This window comes from Sphingomonas astragali, assembly GCF_051400615.1.
In the GTDB taxonomy this organism is placed as follows: domain Bacteria; phylum Pseudomonadota; class Alphaproteobacteria; order Sphingomonadales; family Sphingomonadaceae; genus Sphingomonas.
On sequence record NZ_JBLFFH010000002.1, the window covers coordinates 30,159 to 48,924 of the forward strand.

The 18,766-nt window shown below is 68.5% G+C and carries 12 protein-coding genes; 4 read left to right on the top strand and 8 right to left on the bottom strand.

Translation table 11 applies throughout. The features are described 5' to 3' along the window. Positions 1-133 precede the first annotated feature (133 nt). Positions 134-1,795, top strand: coding sequence for a glycoside hydrolase family 43 protein (locus ACMGER_RS08520; RefSeq protein ID WP_436811726.1), 1,662 nt, complete (start codon positions 134-136; stop codon positions 1,793-1,795). A gap of 24 nt (positions 1,796-1,819) precedes the next feature. Here ACMGER_RS08520 and ACMGER_RS08525 read toward each other — a convergent pair whose 3' ends face one another. From ACMGER_RS08525 to ACMGER_RS08540, 4 genes are all read right to left on the bottom strand, one after another. Continuing rightward, entirely contained in the window at positions 1,820-2,824 is a 1,005-nt protein-coding gene (locus tag ACMGER_RS08525) for a serine hydrolase domain-containing protein (RefSeq protein ID WP_436811727.1), read from the bottom strand. Further along, the gene (locus ACMGER_RS08530) at positions 2,821-4,353 is read right to left on the bottom strand and encodes an MFS transporter (protein WP_436811728.1); all 1,533 of its coding nucleotides are present in this window, start codon (positions 4,351-4,353) and stop codon (positions 2,821-2,823) included. Before ACMGER_RS08530 ends, ACMGER_RS08525 begins: the two co-directional genes overlap by 4 nt. A 208-nt stretch (positions 4,354-4,561) precedes the next feature. Continuing rightward, the gene (locus tag ACMGER_RS08535; protein WP_436811729.1) at positions 4,562-5,575 is read right to left on the bottom strand and encodes a 2-hydroxyacid dehydrogenase; all 1,014 of its coding nucleotides are present in this window, start codon (positions 5,573-5,575) and stop codon (positions 4,562-4,564) included. A gap of 1 nt (position 5,576) precedes the next feature. Beyond that, a complete protein-coding gene (locus ACMGER_RS08540; RefSeq protein ID WP_436811730.1) occupies positions 5,577-7,886 on the bottom strand; it encodes a GH92 family glycosyl hydrolase in 2,310 nt (769 codons plus the stop codon). A 111-nt stretch (positions 7,887-7,997) separates the two neighbouring features. On the opposite strand from ACMGER_RS08540, the gene ACMGER_RS08545 reads away from it, so the two are divergent. Then, complete coding sequence (locus ACMGER_RS08545; protein ID WP_436811731.1) at positions 7,998-9,359, top strand: sugar MFS transporter; 1,362 nt, start codon at positions 7,998-8,000, stop codon at positions 9,357-9,359. A gap of 1 nt (position 9,360) precedes the next feature. Here the strand turns inward: ACMGER_RS08545 and ACMGER_RS08550 are convergent, their stop codons facing one another. Together ACMGER_RS08550 and ACMGER_RS08555 are read right to left on the bottom strand one after the other, a co-directional pair. Next, positions 9,361-10,800: a glucoamylase family protein gene (locus ACMGER_RS08550; RefSeq protein ID WP_436811732.1), complete on the bottom strand. Its 1,440-nt coding sequence runs from the start codon at positions 10,798-10,800 to the stop codon at positions 9,361-9,363. Positions 10,801-10,831: 31 nt separating this feature from the next. Next, on the bottom strand, positions 10,832-11,839 hold the full coding sequence (locus ACMGER_RS08555) for a LacI family DNA-binding transcriptional regulator (protein ID WP_436811733.1): 1,008 nt from the start codon (positions 11,837-11,839) through the stop codon (positions 10,832-10,834). A 142-nt stretch (positions 11,840-11,981) separates the two neighbouring features. Here ACMGER_RS08555 and ACMGER_RS08560 point away from each other — a divergent pair, with 142 nt between their 5' ends. Both ACMGER_RS08560 and ACMGER_RS08565 read left to right on the top strand, forming a co-directional pair. Then, entirely contained in the window at positions 11,982-13,994 is a 2,013-nt protein-coding gene (locus ACMGER_RS08560; protein ID WP_436811734.1) for a TonB-dependent receptor, read from the top strand. Between the two features lie 162 nt (positions 13,995-14,156). Then, entirely contained in the window at positions 14,157-15,326 is a 1,170-nt protein-coding gene (locus tag ACMGER_RS08565) for an acyltransferase family protein (protein WP_436811735.1), read from the top strand. Positions 15,327-15,986: 660 nt separating this feature from the next. On the opposite strand, the gene ACMGER_RS08570 is transcribed toward ACMGER_RS08565, so the two are convergent. Together ACMGER_RS08570 and ACMGER_RS08575 are read right to left on the bottom strand one after the other, a co-directional pair. Further along, on the bottom strand, positions 15,987-17,279 hold the full coding sequence (locus ACMGER_RS08570; protein ID WP_436811736.1) for an amidohydrolase family protein: 1,293 nt from the start codon (positions 17,277-17,279) through the stop codon (positions 15,987-15,989). Further along, the gene (locus ACMGER_RS08575; RefSeq protein WP_436811737.1) at positions 17,276-18,703 is read right to left on the bottom strand and encodes an amidohydrolase; all 1,428 of its coding nucleotides are present in this window, start codon (positions 18,701-18,703) and stop codon (positions 17,276-17,278) included. Before ACMGER_RS08575 ends, ACMGER_RS08570 begins: the two co-directional genes overlap by 4 nt. Between the last annotated feature and the right edge of the window lie 63 nt (positions 18,704-18,766).

The window sequence follows — 18,766 nt, forward strand, 5'->3', positions numbered from 1 at the left end:
CTTGCATCCGTCCGCGGTCGGTCGGCGATCGTCCTGGCTGATGATCCGCAACAAGCATGGAGAGGTGCAGATGGAGAAGCGGAGCAGGATGATGTGTGCCGCTGGGTTCCCCCTGGCAGAGTCTGCGGTCGGCATGGCGACATGGCGCAGGCGGGTGGCCGGCGGGGCCGCGGCGTTGGCGGCGATGCTCGCCGCTGCTGCGGCGGATGCGCAGACGGCCCGGTTCGAGCGTTTCAGCTATCAGGGCCGTTCGCAGGAGCGCGTCCAGCTCCGGGGCGGCGAGTATCGCAACCCGATCCTCTCCGGCTATTATCCCGATCCGTCGGTGACGCGGGTCGGCGACGACTATTACCTCGTCAATTCATCCTTCGCCCACTTCCCGGGCCTGCCGGTGTTCCATTCGAAGGACCTGGTGAACTGGACGCAGGTCGCCAATGCGATCGACCGGCCGGGGCAGCTCGACTTTGCGGGGCGCGTGGTATCGGAGGGGGTGTTCGCGCCCGACATCTCCTACCACGACGGCCTGTTCTACATCGTCAACACCTGCGTCGGCTGCAAAGGCAATTTCGTCATCACCGCCCGCAATCCGGCCGGGCCGTGGTCGGACCCGGTGTGGCTACCGTTCGGAGGGATCGATCCCTCGATCTTCTGGGAGGGCGACAGGGCCTATATCGTCAACAACGACATGCCGGCCGAGCCGCCGCGCTACGAGGGCCACCGCGCGATCTGGGTGCAGGCGTTCGACTGGCGCAACCTCAGGATGGTCGGCGAGCGGACGCAGATCGTCAACGGCGGTGTCGATATCAGCAAGAATCCGGTCTGGATCGAGGGGCCGCACCTCTTCAAACGCGGCCGCTACTATTATCTGATCGCGGCTGAGGGCGGCACCGAAGACAAGCATTCGGAGGTCGTGTTCCGGTCGGAAAGCGTGCTCGGGCCGTTCGTACCCTTCGCCGGCAATCCGATCCTCACCCAGCGTGACCTCGATCCGACCCGGCCCCATCCGATCACGTCAACCGGGCACGTCAAGTTCGTCGAGACCCAGGCCGGCGAATGGTGGGCGACCTTCCTCGGTACGCGGCCCTATGGGCCCGACGAATACAACATCGGCCGCGAGACCTTTCTGCTGCCGGTCAGCTGGCAGAACGACTGGCCGGTCATCCTGCCGCACGGCCGGCCGGTTCCCTTCGTCGCGCCCCGGCCCAGGCTGCCGGTGCAGCCGCGCGCGGCGCTGCAGACCGCCGGCGACTACGGCTATGTCGACGAGTTCGACGGCGATCGGCTGGCGCTGCAATGGGTCGGTGTCCGCACGCCCAAGCAGTCCTTCTACCGGCTCCAGGATGGCGCGTTGCTGCTCGGCAGCGGCGCGGCGCTCGGCGATCGGCAGGGCGTGCCGGCCTTCGTCGGACGGCGACAGCAGCATCACATCGCCACCGTCTCGACTACCTTGCGCTATGCACCGACCAAGGAAGGCGACCGTGCCGGCCTGGCGGCGGTGCAAAACGACGATTCATGGCTGTTCTTCGGTCTCACCTGCATCGACGGCACCCCGGCGATCGCGCTCTACGCCCGCGACAAGGCGAAGACGGATACGCTGGTCGCGTCCGCTCCGATCGCGGTCGATCGGCCGGTCACGCTCGCCATCCGCGCCGATGGTGGGAGGATGGCGTTCGATTATACGATCAGCGGGCAGCGAAGGACGCTCAAGTCGGATTTCGATGCGACCTTCCTCAGCACGCGGCGGGCGGGTGGTTTCGTCGGCACGATCATTGGCCCTTATGCCTTTTCGCAATAGCTGAGGAGGAAGGGGGCGGGCCTTCTACAACCCATCGAACGCCGCGATCACCGCGTCCCCTGTCGCCGGGCGCAGCGTAAAGATGCCGCTGTCGAAATGCCGCGTCGGATGGACGCGGTTGGTGAGCAGTGTCCAGGAGAGCCCGCGCGCGAAATCCACCCACAGGCCGGTGCCGGTGAAGCCGGTGTGGCCGATCGTCTCGTCCGAGCAGGCCTGGCCGCCCGACCAGCCGGCGAACTTGCGCTCCCAGCCGCAGGTGCGATGCTCGTACTGGCGCGTGCGGATCGCCTCCAGCATCGCCGGGCTCGCGCCGCTGCCGTCGAGTAGCCCCTGCGCGAAGTCGAGCACGCCCGCGACGGTGCCGAACAGGCCGGCATGGCCGGTCTCGCCGCCCATCGCGGCGCAATTCTCGTCATGCACCTCGCCCTTCAGCACGCGCTCGCGCCACGGGCAGCGCTCGGTGGCGACGGCCGGGCCGGGCGGTGGGCCGTAGCTGAGGCCGGGGCCGAGCGGCCAGGCCGAGAGCGGTGCGCCGGTGATCCGCTCGATCGCTATGCCGAGCAGGATGAAGTTGATGTCGGAATAGACCGGCGGTCCGTGCCGCCACTCGCGCTGCAACACGAAGGCGCGCAGCCGCCGGGGATCGTCGCCATAGGTGTAGATCGGCTCGACCGCGGGTAGGAAGGTGCGGTGCGCCAGGCAGTCGCGGAAGGTGAGGCTGCGCTCGGCGGCATCGGCGACGTCGTATTGGCGCAGGTCCGGGATCGCGTCGGTGAGGGGGCGGTCGAGATCGATCCGACCCTCGTCGGCTAGGCGGAGGATCATCGTCGTGGTCGCGATCACCTTGGAGACCGAGGCGAGGTCGAACCAATGGTCCTCGGTCAGGTTCTCGGGCGCGGGGACGAGCGCGGCCTTGCCGGCGTGCGTCACCCAGCGCCGCCCGTCGGCCGCGACGACGCCCAGCGTCGCGCCGGGGATGCGGCCCTCCGCGAGATAGCGGGCAGCGGGGGCGAAGGCTTGCTCGATCATGCGGGCTCCTCGTCGGCACGCGGCCGGATGCGCGCGAGCACCGGCAGGAAGGCGATCGCGGCCAGGCTCAACAGCCCCGAGAGCAGGAAAAAATTGTCGTAGCCGATCCGCTCGACCATCGCGCCGCCGGCGCCCGCAAGCAGGCGCGGCAGCAGGAAGGCGAAGCCTGACAGGAAGGCATATTGCGCTCCTGGATAGCGCGGGTTCACCAGCAGCGAGAGGTAGACGACGAACACCGCGCCCGCCATGCCGTTGCCGAACTGGTCGGCGGCGGTGGCGACGTAGAGCAGCAGCTCGCTCGCCGGCTGGTGCGCGAGCCAGACGAAGCCGAAATTGCCGATCGCGGCGAAGATCGCCCCGACCGCCAGGCTCCACGCCTGCGGCCAGCGCGCCGCCATCCAGCCGCCCAGCCCGACGCCGACCATGCTCGCCCCCAGCGCGACCAGGCTGTCGGCGCGGCCGATCTGGGTCAACGAATAGCCGAGGCCCTTGATCATCGGCTTGCTGAGGTTGAGCGCGAGCACGTCGCCCATGCGGTAGATCGAGACGAACGCCATCAGCACCAGCGCGGCGAAGGCATAGCGCCGGAAGAAGTCGACGTAGGGCCCGACCGCGACCGAGCGCCGGAACCATGCGTCCGACGGCGCCTTGCGGATGGCGGGAACGGCGGCCGCCATGATCAGGAACGGCACCATGCAGATGACGAGGACGTAGGGAGTGACGTTGGTCCTGTCGCTGATCCCCGCCGTCGCCGCGGCTGCCAGCACCAGCCAGCCGATCGCGGCCGTCGCCAGCATCGCGACGAAAAGGATCACCGCGCTGGCGGCGAGGCCGGTCGCCAGCGCCGCCAGCCGCCCGCCGCCGTGGCCGGGATCGGGCCGCATCGCCGCGAGGATGGGGAAGGGCAGGAACGCCGCCAGCGCGATCGCCAGATAGGCGCCGGTCCAGCCCCAGCCGGGCTGGTCGGCAATCAGCAGCGCGCCGCTGCCCGCCGCCACCATCGCGGTGCGATAGCCCCACAGGTTCGCCGCGGCGATCGGCCCCTGCTGCTCCTGGGTCGGCGCGAGCTCGATGCGCCAGGCGTCGGCGGCGACCTCCAGCGTCGTCGTCCAGAAGGCGAGCAGCACCGCGAACAGCGCCGTCACGCCCAGGCTCGCGTCCGAGGCGGTGAACGCCATCGCCGCCATCGCGGTGAAGATGCCGAGCTGCGCCAGCATGATCCACCCGCGCCGCTTGCCCCAGAAGCGGCCGAAGCCGGGGATATCGTAGCGGTCGAGCAGCGGCGCCCAGACGAACTTGAAGGTCGGCAGCAGCTGCACCCAGGCGAAGAATCCCAGCACCACCAGCGTCACGCCATGCGCCTGGAGCCGCAGCACCAGCACCGTCGAGAACATGTAGAACGGCAGGCCCGCCGAGAAGCCGAGCAGCCCATAGAGCAGCAGCCGGCCGACGCCGGGACGGATCGCCGGGTCTTCTGGGGTGGAATCGCCGGTGGAGACCGCCGCGGTATCGGCAAGCGTCGAATTCATGCGTCCTCACGCGGGGTGTTCGCGCCTAGCGTCCGATCAAGTGCGGCGACAGTCAACCGTTTGTCTGCGGGTCCTAAGCCCCTCCCCTTCAGGGGAGGGGTTGGGGGTGGGGCAGTGCGGCAAGCGAGATCGCCTGTGGAGAGGCCCCACCCCAACCCCTCCCCTGAAGGGGAGGGGCTTGAACGACACCTCCGAACGTCGATCCGGCCTATCCCTTCGCCACCAGCCCGGTGTCGACCCGGTTGACGAGCGGCCGCCCCGCCTCGGCATCGGCGATGCTCCGCAGCGTCGTCCCAGCGATGGCGTTCAGGGCCTCCTCGGTCAGGAAGGCCTGGTGGCCGGTGATCAGCACGTTGGGGAAGGTCAGCAGGCGCTGGAACACGTCGTCGCCGACGATCTCGTTCGAGAGATCCTCGAAGAACAGGTCGCCCTCCTGCTCATAGACGTCGAGCGCCACGCCGCCGATCCGGCGCGACTTGAGGCCCTCGATCAGCGCGGCCGTGTCGATCAGCGCGCCGCGACTGGTGTTGACGATGAGCACGCCCGGCCGCGCGCGGGCGATCGCGTCGGCATCGATCAGGTGACGCGTCGCGGGCGTCAGCGGGCAGTGGAGGGTGATGATCTCCGCTTCGGCCATCAGCCTCGGCAGGTCCACATAGCGGATACCGGAGGCGACGAGTGCTTCGTCTTGCGCGACGTCATACGCCAGCACCTCGCAATCGAAGCCGAGCCGCAACGTCCGCGCCACCAGCGCGCCGATCTTGCCGGTGCCGACCACGCCGACGGTGCGGCCGTGGAGGTTGCGGCCGATCAGCCCGTCGAGCGCGAAGTTGTTCTCGCGCACCCGCGCCCAGGCGCGGTGGATGCGGCGGTCGAGCGCGAGCAACAGCCCAACGGTGAACTCGGCGACCGCGTGGGGCGAATAGGCGGGCACGCGCACCACCGCGATGCCGAGGCGCTCGGCCGCGGCGAGGTCGACGTTGTTGAACCCGGCGCAGCGCAGCGCGACCAGCCGCACACCTTCGGCCGCGAGCCGCTCCAGCACCTCGGCGTCGGCGCGGTCGTTGACGAAGACGCACACGGCTTCGCAACCCGTTGCGAGCAGTACCGTCGAGGCATCGAGGCGCGGCTCGAGATAGACAAGCTCGTGCCCGAACGCCGCATTGGCGGTATCGAGGAAGCGGCGGTCGTAGGGCTTGGTCCCGAACACCGCTACCCGCATCTCAGCGCTCCGTCGACATCGAGTAGGGCCGGGCGGCGGAGGAGGTCGCCCAGTCCTTGTTGGGCGTCGCGCTCATCCGGAAGCGCAGCTCGCCGCCGGCCATGATCTCCTGATGGCGGATATAGCCGCGGGTGAGCGGCTTGCCGTCGAGCAGCACCTCGCCGACGTAGCGGTTGGCATCGCTCAGCCCGTCAGCGACGACGGTGAAGCGCTTGCCGTTCGGCAGGTTGAGCGTCGCGCGGTCCACGAAGGGCCTTCCGATCACATATTCGAGGCTGCCCGGAGTCACCGGATAGAAGCCGAGCGCGGTGAACACCAGCCACGCCGACATCTGCCCGAGATCGTCGTTGCCGGAGAGGCCGTCCGGCGTCGGCTTGTACATCGCGTCGACGATCTGCTTCAGCCGCTCCTGCGTCCGCCACGGCGCGCCGGCGTAGCTGTAAAGATAGGCGACGTGATGGCTGGGCTCGTTGCCGTGGATGTACTGGCCGATCAGGCCGGCGATGTCCTCGGCGTGGCTATAGTCGATCTTCGAATTGTCGAAGTCGAACATCGCGTCGAGCTTGGCGACCGCCGCCTTGTCGCCGCCCATGGTCTTGAATAGCGCCGCCTGGTCCTGCGGCACGAACCAGCTATATTGCCAGGCGTTGCCCTCGGTATAGTCGGAGCCGTAGTTGATCGCGGTCGGATCGAACGGCACGCGGAAACTGCCGTCCGCCTTGCGGGCGCGCAGGAAGCCGGTCCTGGCGTCGAAGCTGTTGCGCCAATAGCCGGCGCGCTTCCGGAACTCGGCAGCGACGTCCGGCTTGCCGAGGTCCGCGGCCATGCGCGCGATGGTCCAGTCGTCATAGGCATATTCGACGGTCTTGGACGCCGCTTCAGGCTCGCGGTCGATCGGAACGTAGCCGAGCTTCATATAATCGCCGAGCCCGCCATAGGGCGCATAGGTGGCACTCGCGACCATCGCCTTCAGCGCCGCCTCGCCGTCGAAGCCGCGGATGCCCTTGAGCCAGGCGTCGGCGATCACCGGCACCGCGTGATAGCCGATCATCGTCCAGGTCTCGCGCCCCTGGAACTGCCAGACCGGCAGGATGCCGTCCGGGCTCACCCGCTGGCTGTCGATCAGCGAGCGGACGATCTCGGCGTTTATCTTCTCCGGCTGCACCAGCGTCAGCAGCGGATGCTCGGCGCGGAACGTATCCCACAGCGAGAAGGTCGAGCGGAAAGTGTAGCCTTCGGCCTTGTGCACGGCGTTGTCCGGCCCGCGCCAGCGCCCGTCGGCGTCGCCCGCGACCGAGGGGGCGAGCAGCGTGTGGTAGAAGGCGGTCATCACGCTGGTCTTCATCGGCGCCGCCGCCTCGATCTGGAGCGCGCCGAGCGCGTCCTTCCAGGCTGCGGCAGTCTTCGCGCGGATCGCGTCGAAGTCGCCGGGCTCCGCATCGAGGTTGGCGATCGCGCCCGCCTCGTCGACCGAGGAGATCGCGACCTTCACCTCCAGCGGCCTGTCGAGCGGGCCGAAGTCGAGCCGCCCCACCAGCGCGCGGCCGAGGCGTTCCGCGACCGTATCGGTGCCGCGGCCAGGACCTTGGAAGCCCTTGTAGGCGATGTCCTTCTCGGTGTTGACGAACGCGTGGCCCTTGAGCGGCGCCGACAGCCGCATCGCGAAGAACAGCTGCCGATCGGGCGCCCAGCCGCGCGTCTGGCGCGTGCCGGTGATCGTGCCGTCCCGATGAAGCCGCAGCGACGACCACAGCACCTTGCCCGGGTAGTTGTAGAGCGAGGTCCTGAGGTCGATCACGAGATGCGCGGCTTTACCGGCGGGGAAGGCGTAGCGATGCACGCCGACGCGGGTGCCGGCGGTCATCTCCGCGCGCACGCCGGGATCGGTCAGGGTCACGGCATAATAGCCGGGCTCGGCGACCTCGTTCCGGTGGCTGAACCGCGAGCGGTAGCCCGATCCCGGCTTGGCGGCGTCGCCGGGCTCCAGCGGCACCGCATCGCCGCTCACCGGCATCACCAGGACGTCGCCGAGATCCGAATGGCCCGCGCCCGAGAAATGGGTGTGGGAGAAGCCCTGGATCGTCGGATCGTCGTAACGATAGCCGGCGGCGTGGCCGTAGCATTCGCGGATCTGGCAGCTGGTGTCGGTATCGGGGCTCAGCTGCACCATCCCGAACGGCGCGACCGCGCCGGGGAAGGTGTGGCCTTCGCCGCCGGTGCCGATGAACGGATCGACGTCCTGCGCGAAACCGGGAGAGGCGAGCGTGAGGGCGAGCGCCGTGACGAGGCTGATGCTGCGGGCCATGTGCATGACGGGGTTAGAGCATCGCCGGCCGCGCAGGAAAAGAGCGAATCCGTAAAACATCTTTCGTAATTCCGCCGGGCTGCTAGTTTCGCGCACATAATCGGAGAGAGGACGAGAATGGCCCTGGCACCCGCGCCCGAGACGACGAGCAGCACCGATCCCCTGCCCGACACCGGCAGCGGCGCCTGGGTGAACGCACCCGAGCTGAAAGGCTTCGTGTTCGCCCTGTTCTTCATTTTCGGCGGCATCACCAGCCTCAACGACGTGATCATCCCGAAGCTCAAGGACCTGTTCACGCTCAACTACACCCAGGCGATGCTGATCCAATTCTGCTTCTTCACCGCCTATGCGGTGGTCGGCATTCCGGGTGCGATGTTCGTCAAGCGGATCGGCTATATGCGCGGCGCGGTGGTCGGGCTGCTGACGATGATGGCCGGGTGTCTGATGTTCATCCCGGCGTCGCGGACCGGCATCTACGGGCTGTTCCTGCTGGCGCTGTTCGTGCTCGCCACCGGCGTGGTGCTCGTCCAGATCGTGTCGAACCCGCTGATCAGCCTGCTCGGTCCGCCGCGGACGGCGCACAGCCGGCTCACTTTTGCGCAGGCGTTCAATTCGGTCGGCACCACCATCTTCCCGTTCGTCGGGTCGATCCTGATCCTGGCGCCGCTCGCGGCCAAGGCGGGCACCGAGGCCCAGCCCTTCTGGGACGTGACGCGGATCGTCGATCCCGAATGCCGGGGCGGGCAGCAGAGCACGATCGTGCCGACCGCCGCCTATCGCATCGCCGAGACGCAGGCGGTCGCGCATACCTACGTCGGCCTGGCGGTGGCGCTGGCGGTGATCGCGGCCGTGGTGTGGGTGTTGCGCAACCGGCTGAAGGGCGAGCGGCATGAGGTCACCAGCCTGGCCGGCAGCTTCGCGCTGCTCAAGCGGCCGCGCTTCGCGTTCGGGGCGCTGTGCATCTTCCTCTATGTCGGCGCCGAGGTCGCGATCGGGTCGACCCTCGTCAACTATCTGAAGTCGGACCACACGCTCTGCCTGACCGAGCAGTCGGCGGGCAAGCAGCTGCTGTTCTATTGGGGCGGCGCGATGGTCGGGCGGTTCATCGGTTCGGCAGTGCTGCGCGTCGTCAGCCCAGGCAAGGTGCTGGCCGGCGTGGCGGTGGGCGCGATCGCGCTCGTCCTCACCTCGATCACCACGACCGGCGCGATCTCGGCCAACACGCTGCTCGCTGTGGGACTGATGAACTCGATCATGTTCCCGACGATCTTCACCCTGGCCAGCGAGAAGCTGGGCAGCCGCGCGGCCGACGGATCGGGCATCATCAACGTCGCGATCTTCGGCGGCGCGGTCATCCCGCTGATGACCGGCGGGCTTGCCGACGCGACCAGCCTGCCGTTCGCGATGCTGCTCCCGGTGGCCTGCTATGCGGTGATCGCGGTCTACGGCATCTACGCGCGCAAGCCGGCGGCCGCCTGAGCTATCCCGCCGCGAGCCAGCCGCCGGTGAAGCCGGCGCGCTCCAGCCCGCGGCGGATCGCCGGCACCTGGCGCATCGTGCGCCAGACGAAATCGTCGCGGTGGTTGGCGATCATGCCGATGATCGGCCCCTGGTCGATGCCCAGATAATTGTCCGAGACCCAGCCGACCGCCGGATCGACCTTGCCGAAGGTGAGGTCGATGTCGGACCAGCGGAAGCTGGGATTGAACGCGTCGTAGAAGCCGTAATGGCCGTAGAGCCGGCCGCCGCCCCATTCGCGCATCGCCAGCGTCGCCGGCACGACGATCTCCGGCGCGAAGGGGAGGGAGCCGATCGCCGCCGTCGGCGCCAGCGTGCCGTCGTCGCGGCCGTCGGGGAAGTCGATCGGGCCGCGGGCGGAGTAGCTGTAGAACTGGCGCGCCTCGCCGTTGAAGTCGCGTTTGACGTGCGCCGGTCCCACGCAGGCGGTGAGGCCCCAGATCGTCTCCGAATAGCCGTCCCAATTCATCGGATTGGCGATCGCGTAGCTGCGCTGCGCGACGGTCGCGCGGCGGCTGTTCTCGAAATAATCGAAACCGGCCTCGCGCATCACCTTGTCCTGGATGCCGCGGAAATCGACCCAGAGATGGCTGTACTGGTGGCCGAACTGGGGAGCGAAGGCGAGGTGGCGGGTCGGGCCCTCGCCACGCCAGTATCGATCGTAGGGCGCACACCAGGCATCCCATGCCTCGGGGCCGACCGGGTGCGTCGGCGACCCGAGCGCCAGCACATAGATCAGCATCCCCTCGATATAGCCGTCCCAGTTGCGGGTGATGAAGCCGCTCTCCGGATGCCAGCCCATCGAGATCACCGGCTGTCCGCGCTGGAACCATGGCCAGTCGGCGCGCTCGTAGATCGCCTGGGAGAGGCGGCGGATCTCCGCTTCCTCGGGATGGTCGCGATCGAACCACTGGCCGGCGAACAGGACGCCGCCGAACAGCAGCGTCGTGTCGACGCTGGACAATTCTGCCCGGCCGAAACGGAGGCCGGTTTCCATGTCGAGGAAATGGTAGAAGAAGCCTTTGTAGCCGCTGATGCCTTTCTCGGCATCGCCCTGCGGCGCGTCGTGGAAGAAGCGGAGCGTCGCCAGCGTCCGCTCCCGCGCATGTCGCCGGCTGATCCATCCGCGGGCGACACCCACCGGATAGGCGGTGAGGGCGAAACCGACCGCGGCGATGCTGCAGAAGGTCGGGTTCGGCCAATTGTCCGGGACCAGACCGTTCAGGGGGTTGGCGGTGTCCCAGAACCAGCGGAAGGTTCGTTCCTCCAGGTCGTCGAAAACGGCGGGCAGCGAAGAGGAGGGCCGGTTGCCGGCACCGAGCCGATCGACCGCACAGCCGCCGAGTGCGAGCGCACCTGCCGCCACTGGAACCTGGGCCAGGAGCGCGCGACGGGTAATCATGGATGTACGAACTTTCAAAAAGCGGAGAGACCTAAAATCGCTGCTCGGCGGTGGTGGCAACGGTTGTCCCGCGCACCACCAGCTCCGGCACGTGCAGCTCGACCTCGTCGACGGCGCGCCCTTCCAGCAGCGCGTCGAGGCATTGGATCGCGCGCGCGCCGATTTCCGCGATCCGTACGCGCACCGTGGTGAGCGACAGATAGCGCGCCACCGGGACATCGTCGAAGCCGGCGACCGCGATCCGCTCCGGCACCGCTATCCCTGCCGCGCGTAGCGCCTGGAGGCAGCCGATCGCCATCATGTCGTTGGCGGCGAACACCGCATCGACCGGCTCGCTGCCGGCGAGGATCGCGCGCGCGGCCGCTTCTCCGGCCTCCTCCGAAAAATCGCCGGAGATCACGCGCGCGGTCATGCCGGGCGCGTGGCGGCGCGTCGCCTCGAGAAATCCTTCGGAGCGCTCCTGTGCGTCGACGTTGCTATCGGGGCCGCCGATATGGATGATGTGGCGCCGGCCCTGGGCGACGAGGTGCTCGACCACGGCGGCGGCGCCGGCGCGGTTGTCGATCCTGAGCAGGGGGCGGCCGGGACTGGCCGCACGGCTGTTGACCAGCACCGCCGGTAGCGTGGCGGGCAGCGCCTCGACCAGCGCGGCGGAGTTCGCCTGCGGCGCCATCAGCACCAGCCCGTCGACGCGCCCGCGCATCGCCTTCAGCGCCTGCACCGCCTGATGGATGTCGGCGTGCATGTTCGAGAGCAGCAGCTGCAGGCCGAGACCCTTGGCCTCGCCGTCCATGCCGCGCAGGATCTCCGAGAAGAACTCGCCATGGAGATCGGGCAGCACCACGCCGATCGCATGGGTGCGCGACATGCTGAGGCTGCGCGCGCCGGCGTGGGGGACATAGCCCAGCGCCTCCGCCGCCGCGATCACCCGGGCGCGCGTCTCCGAGCGGACGCTCTTGTGCCCATTGAGGGCGCGGCTGACCGATGCCACCGACAGCTCGGCACGCCGCGCCACATCTCGGATTGTCGCTTCGCCCATCGCCCACAGGTCTCCTGCGGCCCGCGCATGTCCCCCCGCGCTGAACCGACGTTCTTTGTAACCGGTTACTTATGTCCCGCAAGCGCAATTTGGAGGTTTGCGCATTCCACCGTAACGGGCAAGGCCTCAGCGGAGGAATGATATGCGATCGATCGTCGGGGTTCCCTTGCTGCTGGCGGCGGCGCCGGCGCTTGCGCAGGAGGCGCCGGACATCGTCGTCACCGGCCAGGGGCTCGAGGAACTGCCCGGCGAGCGCGGCTACGACACCGTCAAGATCGATCGTGCGGAGATCGAGGCCTCGGCGAGCAGCCGGCTGGAGGACGTGCTGCGCGACGTCGCCGGCCTGCAGCAGTTCCGCCGGTCAGATTCGCGCAGCGCCAATCCAACCAGCCAGGGCATCACGCTGCGCGGCATCGGCGGCAACGCCTCCAGCCGCGCGCTGCTGATCCTCGATGGGGTGCCGCAGTCGGACCCGTTCGGCGGATGGGTGGCGTTCCCGGCTTACGCGCTCGATCGGTTGGGGGGGATTCGCGTGACGCGCGGTGGGGGCAGCGGCTATGCCGGGGCAGGGGCGCTCGCGGGAACCGTCGAGCTGGAGAGCGCGGGGCCCGATCAGCTCGATCCGCTGACGGCGCGCCTGGCCTATGGCAGCCGGGATTCGATCGAGGCTGGCGGGTCGACGGCGCTGGTGCGCGGCAACGGCTTCGCGACCTTCTCGGGCGCCTATGCGCGCGGCGACGGCTTTATCCCGATCGTGGCGGAGGACCGCGGACCGGCGGATCGCCCGGCGCCCTACGAATCTGCGAGCGGCGCCGTGCGCGGCGTGATCTCGCTCGGCGGCGACACCGAGCTCCAGGCCAATCTCTCCGCCTTCACCGATCGGCGCGATCGCGGTGTCGACTTCACCGCCAATTCGAGCGAAGGCGCCGACGCGAGCGTGCGTGTCGTATCGCGCGGGCGTTGGGGCTGGTCGGCGCTTGCCTATCTGCAGACGCGCGGCTTCTCGAGCCAGTTCTCGAGCATCGCCGACGGGCGTACCGGCACGACGATGACGCTCAACCAGTTCAACGTGCCGGCGACCGGCCTCGGCGGGCGGATCGAGGTGCGGCCGCCGCTGGGGCGCGACGTCGACCTGCGGCTCGGCGCGGACGTGCGCGCCGTGTCGGGGCGCACGCAGGAACTCTACACCTTCGTCGCCAGCGCGCCGACGCGCCGCCGCGATGCCGGAGGCGAGAACCGGACGATGGGGCTGTTCGCCGACGGCAGCGTCGCGCTGGGAGACGTGACGCTGAGCCTCGGCGGGCGGATCGACTGGTGGCGGATCATGGACGGCAGCCTGACCGAGTATCCGCTCGCCGGCGGCGCGGCGCTGACGGACAATCCTTTCCCCGACCGGGACGGCACCGAAGCCACTGGCCGCGCCGCGATCGCCTGGAAACCGATCTCGGTGCTTACGCTGCGCGTCGCCGCCTATCGCGGCTGGCGCCTGCCGACGCTCAATGAGCTTTACCGGCCGTTCCGGGTCGGCTCCGATATTACCGCCGCCAATGCCGCGCTCGTACCGGAGAAGCTGTCAGGCTTCGAGGGCGGTATCGACCTGATCCCTTTTCCCGGTGTGCGGCTATCGCTGACGGCTTTCGATAATAGCCTCGACGAGGCGATCGCCAATGTCACGATCGCGGAAGGGCGTCTCGTCCGGCAGAACCTCGACCGTGTGCGCTCGCGAGGGATCGAGGCGGACGCGAATGTCACCTTCGGCGAGCTCAGCGCCCGCGCCTCCTGGTCGCACGTCGATCCGCACGTCGAGGCGAGCGGAGTCGCCGCGCCGCTCGACGGGCTCCGGCCGGCGCAGACGCCGCGGGATACCGGCAGCTTGCGCTTGGCCTGGACCCGCCCGTCTGGATTGTCCGCCTCGCTCACCGGCCGCTACGTCGCCTCGCAATTCGAGGACGACCAGAATCGCGAGCCGCTCGACGACGCGGCAACGCTCGACGCCCGCGTGGCGGTGCCGGTCGGGCGCGGCCTGCTGATCGAGGCGCGCGGCGAGAACATCACCGACACGCGGATCGAGGCCGGCATCGGCAGCGACGGCTCGATCGAGCGCGCGGCGCCGCGCACGCTGTGGATCGGCGCCCGCTTCCGTCTCGGCGGATGAGTGACGTCGCGGGAATGTCGCGGCTCATCGCATCGGCCGCGCGCCCGTCCTTGACGGCTTGACGCTGCCGCTTCCAACGTCCGGCCGTTCGCGCTTGCAGCATATGAACGGTTTCGATCGGCTGCCAGCGGTGATCGTGTCGAGTCGTAAAGGAGCGTCGGGATGCAGTTCCTTCCTGCGGAAGCCCCTCATCTCGGCCCCGATCGCATCCGCAGCGGATCGGGCTTCATTCCAGGCCTCGACGGGCTTCGCGCGCTCAGCATCGCGATCGTCATCGTCGGCCATTTCTTCATGGGGGAGATGGGCGGCTTCTCCTCGCTCGGCGTCTATATCTTCTTCGTCATCAGCGGCTTCCTGATCACACGGCTGTTCTTCGCCGAGGCCAAGCGCGACGGTGAGGTCGCGATCGGCTATTTCTACTTCCGCCGCCTTCTGCGCCTCTACCCGGTGCTGATCGCCTATATGGCCGTGATCATGACGATGGCCTGGGCGCGCGGCATCGCATTCCCGGTGATCGAGCCGGCATCGGTGTTCCTCTATTTCGTCAACTATCTCTGCTCCTGGCAGGAATGGACCGGGACGCCGCGGATCCTGCCGATCGGCACTTTGTGGTCGCTGGCGGTCGAGGAGCATTTCTACTTCATCATGCCGTTCGTGATCCTGCTGGTGGCAGCGCGCGTGCGGCCGATGCTGATGTTCGCGGCGGCGATGTGCATCGTGCCGTTCCTGCTGCGGTTCCTCTATCTTGGCCTGCATCCCGAGTTCCTGGGCACGGACATCATCTACCGCCTGTCGGAGACGCGGTTCGATTCGATCGCCTGGGGCGTGTTGCTCGCGGTGATCTGCGAAACGGCGCAGGCGCAGCGGCTGATCGCGACCCTCAGCAGCAACCGCGCGCTGATCGCCGGAGGCGTGATCCTGCTGCTGAGCTACGTGTTCCGCGATCCCTATTTCAAGGACACGATCCGTTACACGATGCGCGGGATCGCCTGCCTGCTGCTCGTGGCCAACGTCGTGTTCGGGCAGCGTGCGGCGCCGCTCCAGACCGTGTTCAACCTCGCGCCCGTCGCCTGGGTCGGCCGGATCAGCTATTCGCTCTACATCTGGCACGGCGCGGCGGCGTGGTTCGTCGATCCGGCGAAGAAGTACCACGATCCGCTGCACGGGCTGATGTACGTCGCGATCACCTTCGTCTGCGCGGTGCTTTCCTACTATGTGGTCGAGCAGCCGTTCCTGAAGCTCAAGAGCCTGTGGAAGCCGCGGCGCAAGGTGCCGGAGCCGGTTCAGGCGCCGGCCTCGGCGGTGCCTGTTGCCGCAGCCGCCATCGACTGAAACAGCGACTGACAGGGTTTTAGGGCAGGCGTCGGAAAGCCGCGGAAATCCGTCGAAGGTCACGAAAGTCACGGGTAGGAGCAGCCCGATCCGGATGGCGTCTCCGGTATCGTGATACCCGAAAATGTTGACTAAATTGACTCAGGCCATGTGTGCACGAACCGGTCCGCTCGGAACGCTACACGAATGCGACAGATAGGCGACGCGGGCGCAACGGCGACGCGACACCCACGCGGCGCGGGCGCGACATTAAGATGGATCGACGTTCAGTAAATTAAGCCCCTCCCCTTCAGGGGAGGGGTTGGGGGTGGGGGAGTGCGGCAGGCAGCTCGCTTGGGGCGAGTCCCCCACCCCAACCCCTCCCCTGAAGGGGAGGGGCTCAGAATATGACTGTGCAGCGTGTTTGAATGTCGATCCGACCTAACGCGGCATGGGCGCAACATGAGCTAGACGAATTCAAAGAACGGTTCGGCGCCGCAGTGGCGTCGGACCGAGCGAGCCAAGCAGGCGAAATCCTACATTGCAAGCGGCGGTGACGGGCTGGCGGCTATCCGGCCCGGTGACGGCGAAATGAGTCCGTTCGACATTCACTCCTCCCCCTGGCGGGAGAGGATTGGTTGGGGCGCCCGCCAATCTGAATGTCGATCCATCCGGGGGGTATCAACGCTCGTAGGCCTTGGGCAGATTGCCCTCGGCTGGCGTCAGGTAGCGGTCCCTGAGCTTGCGCTGGCGGGAATCGAGCGGCTGCTGTTGGCCGTCGATCCACACCGCCACGGGCATCGAGGAGAGCTCGAGTGGATCGCCGTCCCACAGCACCACGTCGGCGCGGCGGCCCGGCCGGAGCGAGCCGATCTCGCCGTCCAGCCCCAGCGCGGCCGCCGGCCTGGAGGTGATGGTGGCGAACGCCTTGCCCCAGTCGAGTCCGGTCGCGCCCGGCACCTTGGTGATCGCGACGAGGTTGCCGGCGAACTGCTTGAGGGTGTGCTCGCCTCCATTGCCCTGCGACAGGATGCCGACGGTCGCGCCGGCCTGGGTGAGGCGGCCGACGTTGCTCTCGGTCGCCGCGAGCGATTCGAACGACGCCGGCAGGTCGGCGAGGGCGGAGGCGATCACCGGCACCTTGGCGGCGGCGATCTCGCGCGCGACCATCCAGCCTTCCGCTGCGCCGACCAGCACCAGCCGGAGCCTGGGATAGCGTTTCGGCAGCGCGAGCACGGTGCGGATGTCGCTCGCGCGCTCGACATGGACGAGCAGCGGCACGGTGCCGTCAAGCACTTGCAGCAGCGCCTCAGCGTCGGCGCGGGTGAGCAGCGCATCGCGGCTGCGGCCGTCGAAGCCCCCGGGATTGCGGCGATAGTCCTCGGCCTGGGCGAGCGCGTCGTGCAGCCCGACATAGGCCGCCGGCCGGCTGCCGCCCGCCTGCCGCGCGCTGCCTTCGCCGAGCTCGACATATTGGAAGGCGCGGGCCTTGGTCAGCGGATCGGGATCGGCGCCGAGGTCGATCACCGCACCCTGGCCGGCGAAGATCGATCCGCCGGCATCGGGCGCGACGATCGCGCGGGTGACGCCGCCGGCGCGCTCGTTGCCGACCATCGCCGCGTTGGGATTGATCGCCACCGACACGTCGATCGCCGCCTTGAACGGCGATCCGCGCGCGGCGCTGTCGTTGCTCTCGCCGATCCCGCCCGCGTCGAGCAGACCGAGGCCGCTGAGCCCCGCGACCATGCCGGCCGCAATCCATTTGCCCCTGGCGTCGACCACCGTCGCACCGGTCGGCACTGCCACCCCGGAGCCGGCGCCGACGATGCGCCCATCGCGGATCACGACCGTGCCGTTCTCGATCGGTGCCGACCCGTCGCCGATCGCGACGGTGCCGCCGGTGATCGCGATCGTCTGCGCCGCGGCAGGGCTGGCGAGCAGGGCAGCGGCGGAGAGGAGGAGGGAGAGCTTCATTTCACGTCTCCCTCACCGGGCTGGCCCAACTCGAAGTCGCTCACCGGCCTCAGCTTCGGATTGTCGGCGTCGTAGAGCAGCGCGCCGTCGACCCACACCTTCTCCGGCCGAGTGTAGACGCTGAGCGGATTGCCGTTCCACAGCACCACATCGGCCATCTTGCCGGGCTTGAGGCTGCCGGTCCTGTCGGCGATGCCGAGCGCCTTGGCCGGGTTGATCGCCAGCCATGTCCAGGCGACCTCGTCCGGAACCTGGATGCCGGCGTGGCGCCCTGCCGCGAGGGCTTTCGCGACCTCCTGATTGAGCCGCTGGATGCCGTTCTCGTCGTCCGAATGGATCATCGCGCAGGCGCCCGCATTGTGCAGGATCGCGAGATTCTCCGGAATCCCGTCGTAGCTTTCCATCTTGAAGCCGTACCAGTCAGCCCACACCGCGGCGCAGGTGTCGTTGGCCTTGAGCAGGTCGGCGATCTTGTAGGCCTCGACGGCATGGTGGAAGGCGGCGACGTGGTAGCCGAACTCCTTGGCCATATCCATGACCACGGCCATCTCGTCGGCGCGGTAGCAGTGGTTCTGCACCAGAATCTCGCCCGACAGGACGCCGCGCAGCGTGTCCAGCGCGATGTCGCGGGTGGGCGGGTCGCCGCCCTCCTTCTCGTACTTGTCCCACTTGCGCTTGTATTCGGCCGCGCGCGCCCAGGTGGCGCGGTCGACCGCGATGTTGCCCATGCGGGTGGAGGGCTGGCGCTGCCTGCCGCCGTAGACGCGCTTGGGGTTCTCGCCGCACGCCATCTTGAGGCCGTAAGGGGCGCCGGGGAACTTCATCGCCTGCATCGTGCGGGCGTAGACGTTCTTCACGACCACCGAGCGGCCGCCGAACAGGTTGGCCGAGCCGGGGAGGATCTGGAGCGTGGTGACGCCGCCGTTGGCGAGCGCGCGGCCGAAGCCGGGGTCCTGCGGCCATACGCTGTGCTCGGCCCAGACGTCGGCGGTGACGGGCGAGGTCGCCTCGTTGCCGTCCGAGAGCGCCGCGATGCTCGGGCTGGGATAGTCGCCCAGGTGGCTGTGGATGTCGATGATGCCGGGCGTCACCCATTTGCCGGTGCCGTCGATCACGGCCGCGCCGGCGGGGGCGTCGATGCTCTGGCCGACCGCGACGATCTTGCCGTCGGCGAACAGCACCGCGCCGTTGTCGATCCGGCCGCCCTCGCCGTCGTAGATGGTGACGCCGCGCACCACCGTCGGCACGCCGGGATAGGGCTTGTAGGTCGACGGGTAGGGATCGTGCGAATAGCCCTTGCCCAAGCCCGGCGGCGGCGCCTTGCTCGACGCGGTCTTGGGCGGCTCGTTCCCGCAGGCTGCGAGCGACAGCACGGCCGCTCCCCAGATGCCCGCCCGGATCAGGCGGGCGCTCGCTTTCCACATAGGTCGCTAACCCCCGTTGATCCGGCGAGCCTAGGGGACGGATGCTGCGGTGCGCAAGGGGCG

What these genes read in the sequence shown, in the direction of transcription:
- ACMGER_RS08520 (WP_436811726.1), top strand. Translation starts at nt 134, where the DNA reads ATGGCGACATGGCGCAGGCGGGTGGCCGGCGGGGCCGCGGCGTTGGCG.
- ACMGER_RS08525 (WP_436811727.1), bottom strand. Translation starts at nt 2,824, where the DNA reads ATGATCGAGCAAGCCTTCGCCCCCGCTGCCCGCTATCTCGCGGAGGGC.
- ACMGER_RS08530 (WP_436811728.1), bottom strand. Translation starts at nt 4,353, where the DNA reads ATGAATTCGACGCTTGCCGATACCGCGGCGGTCTCCACCGGCGATTCC.
- ACMGER_RS08535 (WP_436811729.1), bottom strand. Translation starts at nt 5,575, where the DNA reads ATGCGGGTAGCGGTGTTCGGGACCAAGCCCTACGACCGCCGCTTCCTC.
- ACMGER_RS08540 (WP_436811730.1), bottom strand. Translation starts at nt 7,886, where the DNA reads ATGCACATGGCCCGCAGCATCAGCCTCGTCACGGCGCTCGCCCTCACG.
- ACMGER_RS08545 (WP_436811731.1), top strand. Translation starts at nt 7,998, where the DNA reads ATGGCCCTGGCACCCGCGCCCGAGACGACGAGCAGCACCGATCCCCTG.
- ACMGER_RS08550 (WP_436811732.1), bottom strand. Translation starts at nt 10,800, where the DNA reads ATGATTACCCGTCGCGCGCTCCTGGCCCAGGTTCCAGTGGCGGCAGGT.
- ACMGER_RS08555 (WP_436811733.1), bottom strand. Translation starts at nt 11,839, where the DNA reads ATGGGCGAAGCGACAATCCGAGATGTGGCGCGGCGTGCCGAGCTGTCG.
- ACMGER_RS08560 (WP_436811734.1), top strand. Translation starts at nt 11,982, where the DNA reads ATGCGATCGATCGTCGGGGTTCCCTTGCTGCTGGCGGCGGCGCCGGCG.
- ACMGER_RS08565 (WP_436811735.1), top strand. Translation starts at nt 14,157, where the DNA reads ATGCAGTTCCTTCCTGCGGAAGCCCCTCATCTCGGCCCCGATCGCATC.
- ACMGER_RS08570 (WP_436811736.1), bottom strand. Translation starts at nt 17,279, where the DNA reads ATGAAGCTCTCCCTCCTCCTCTCCGCCGCTGCCCTGCTCGCCAGCCCT.
- ACMGER_RS08575 (WP_436811737.1), bottom strand. Translation starts at nt 18,703, where the DNA reads ATGTGGAAAGCGAGCGCCCGCCTGATCCGGGCGGGCATCTGGGGAGCG.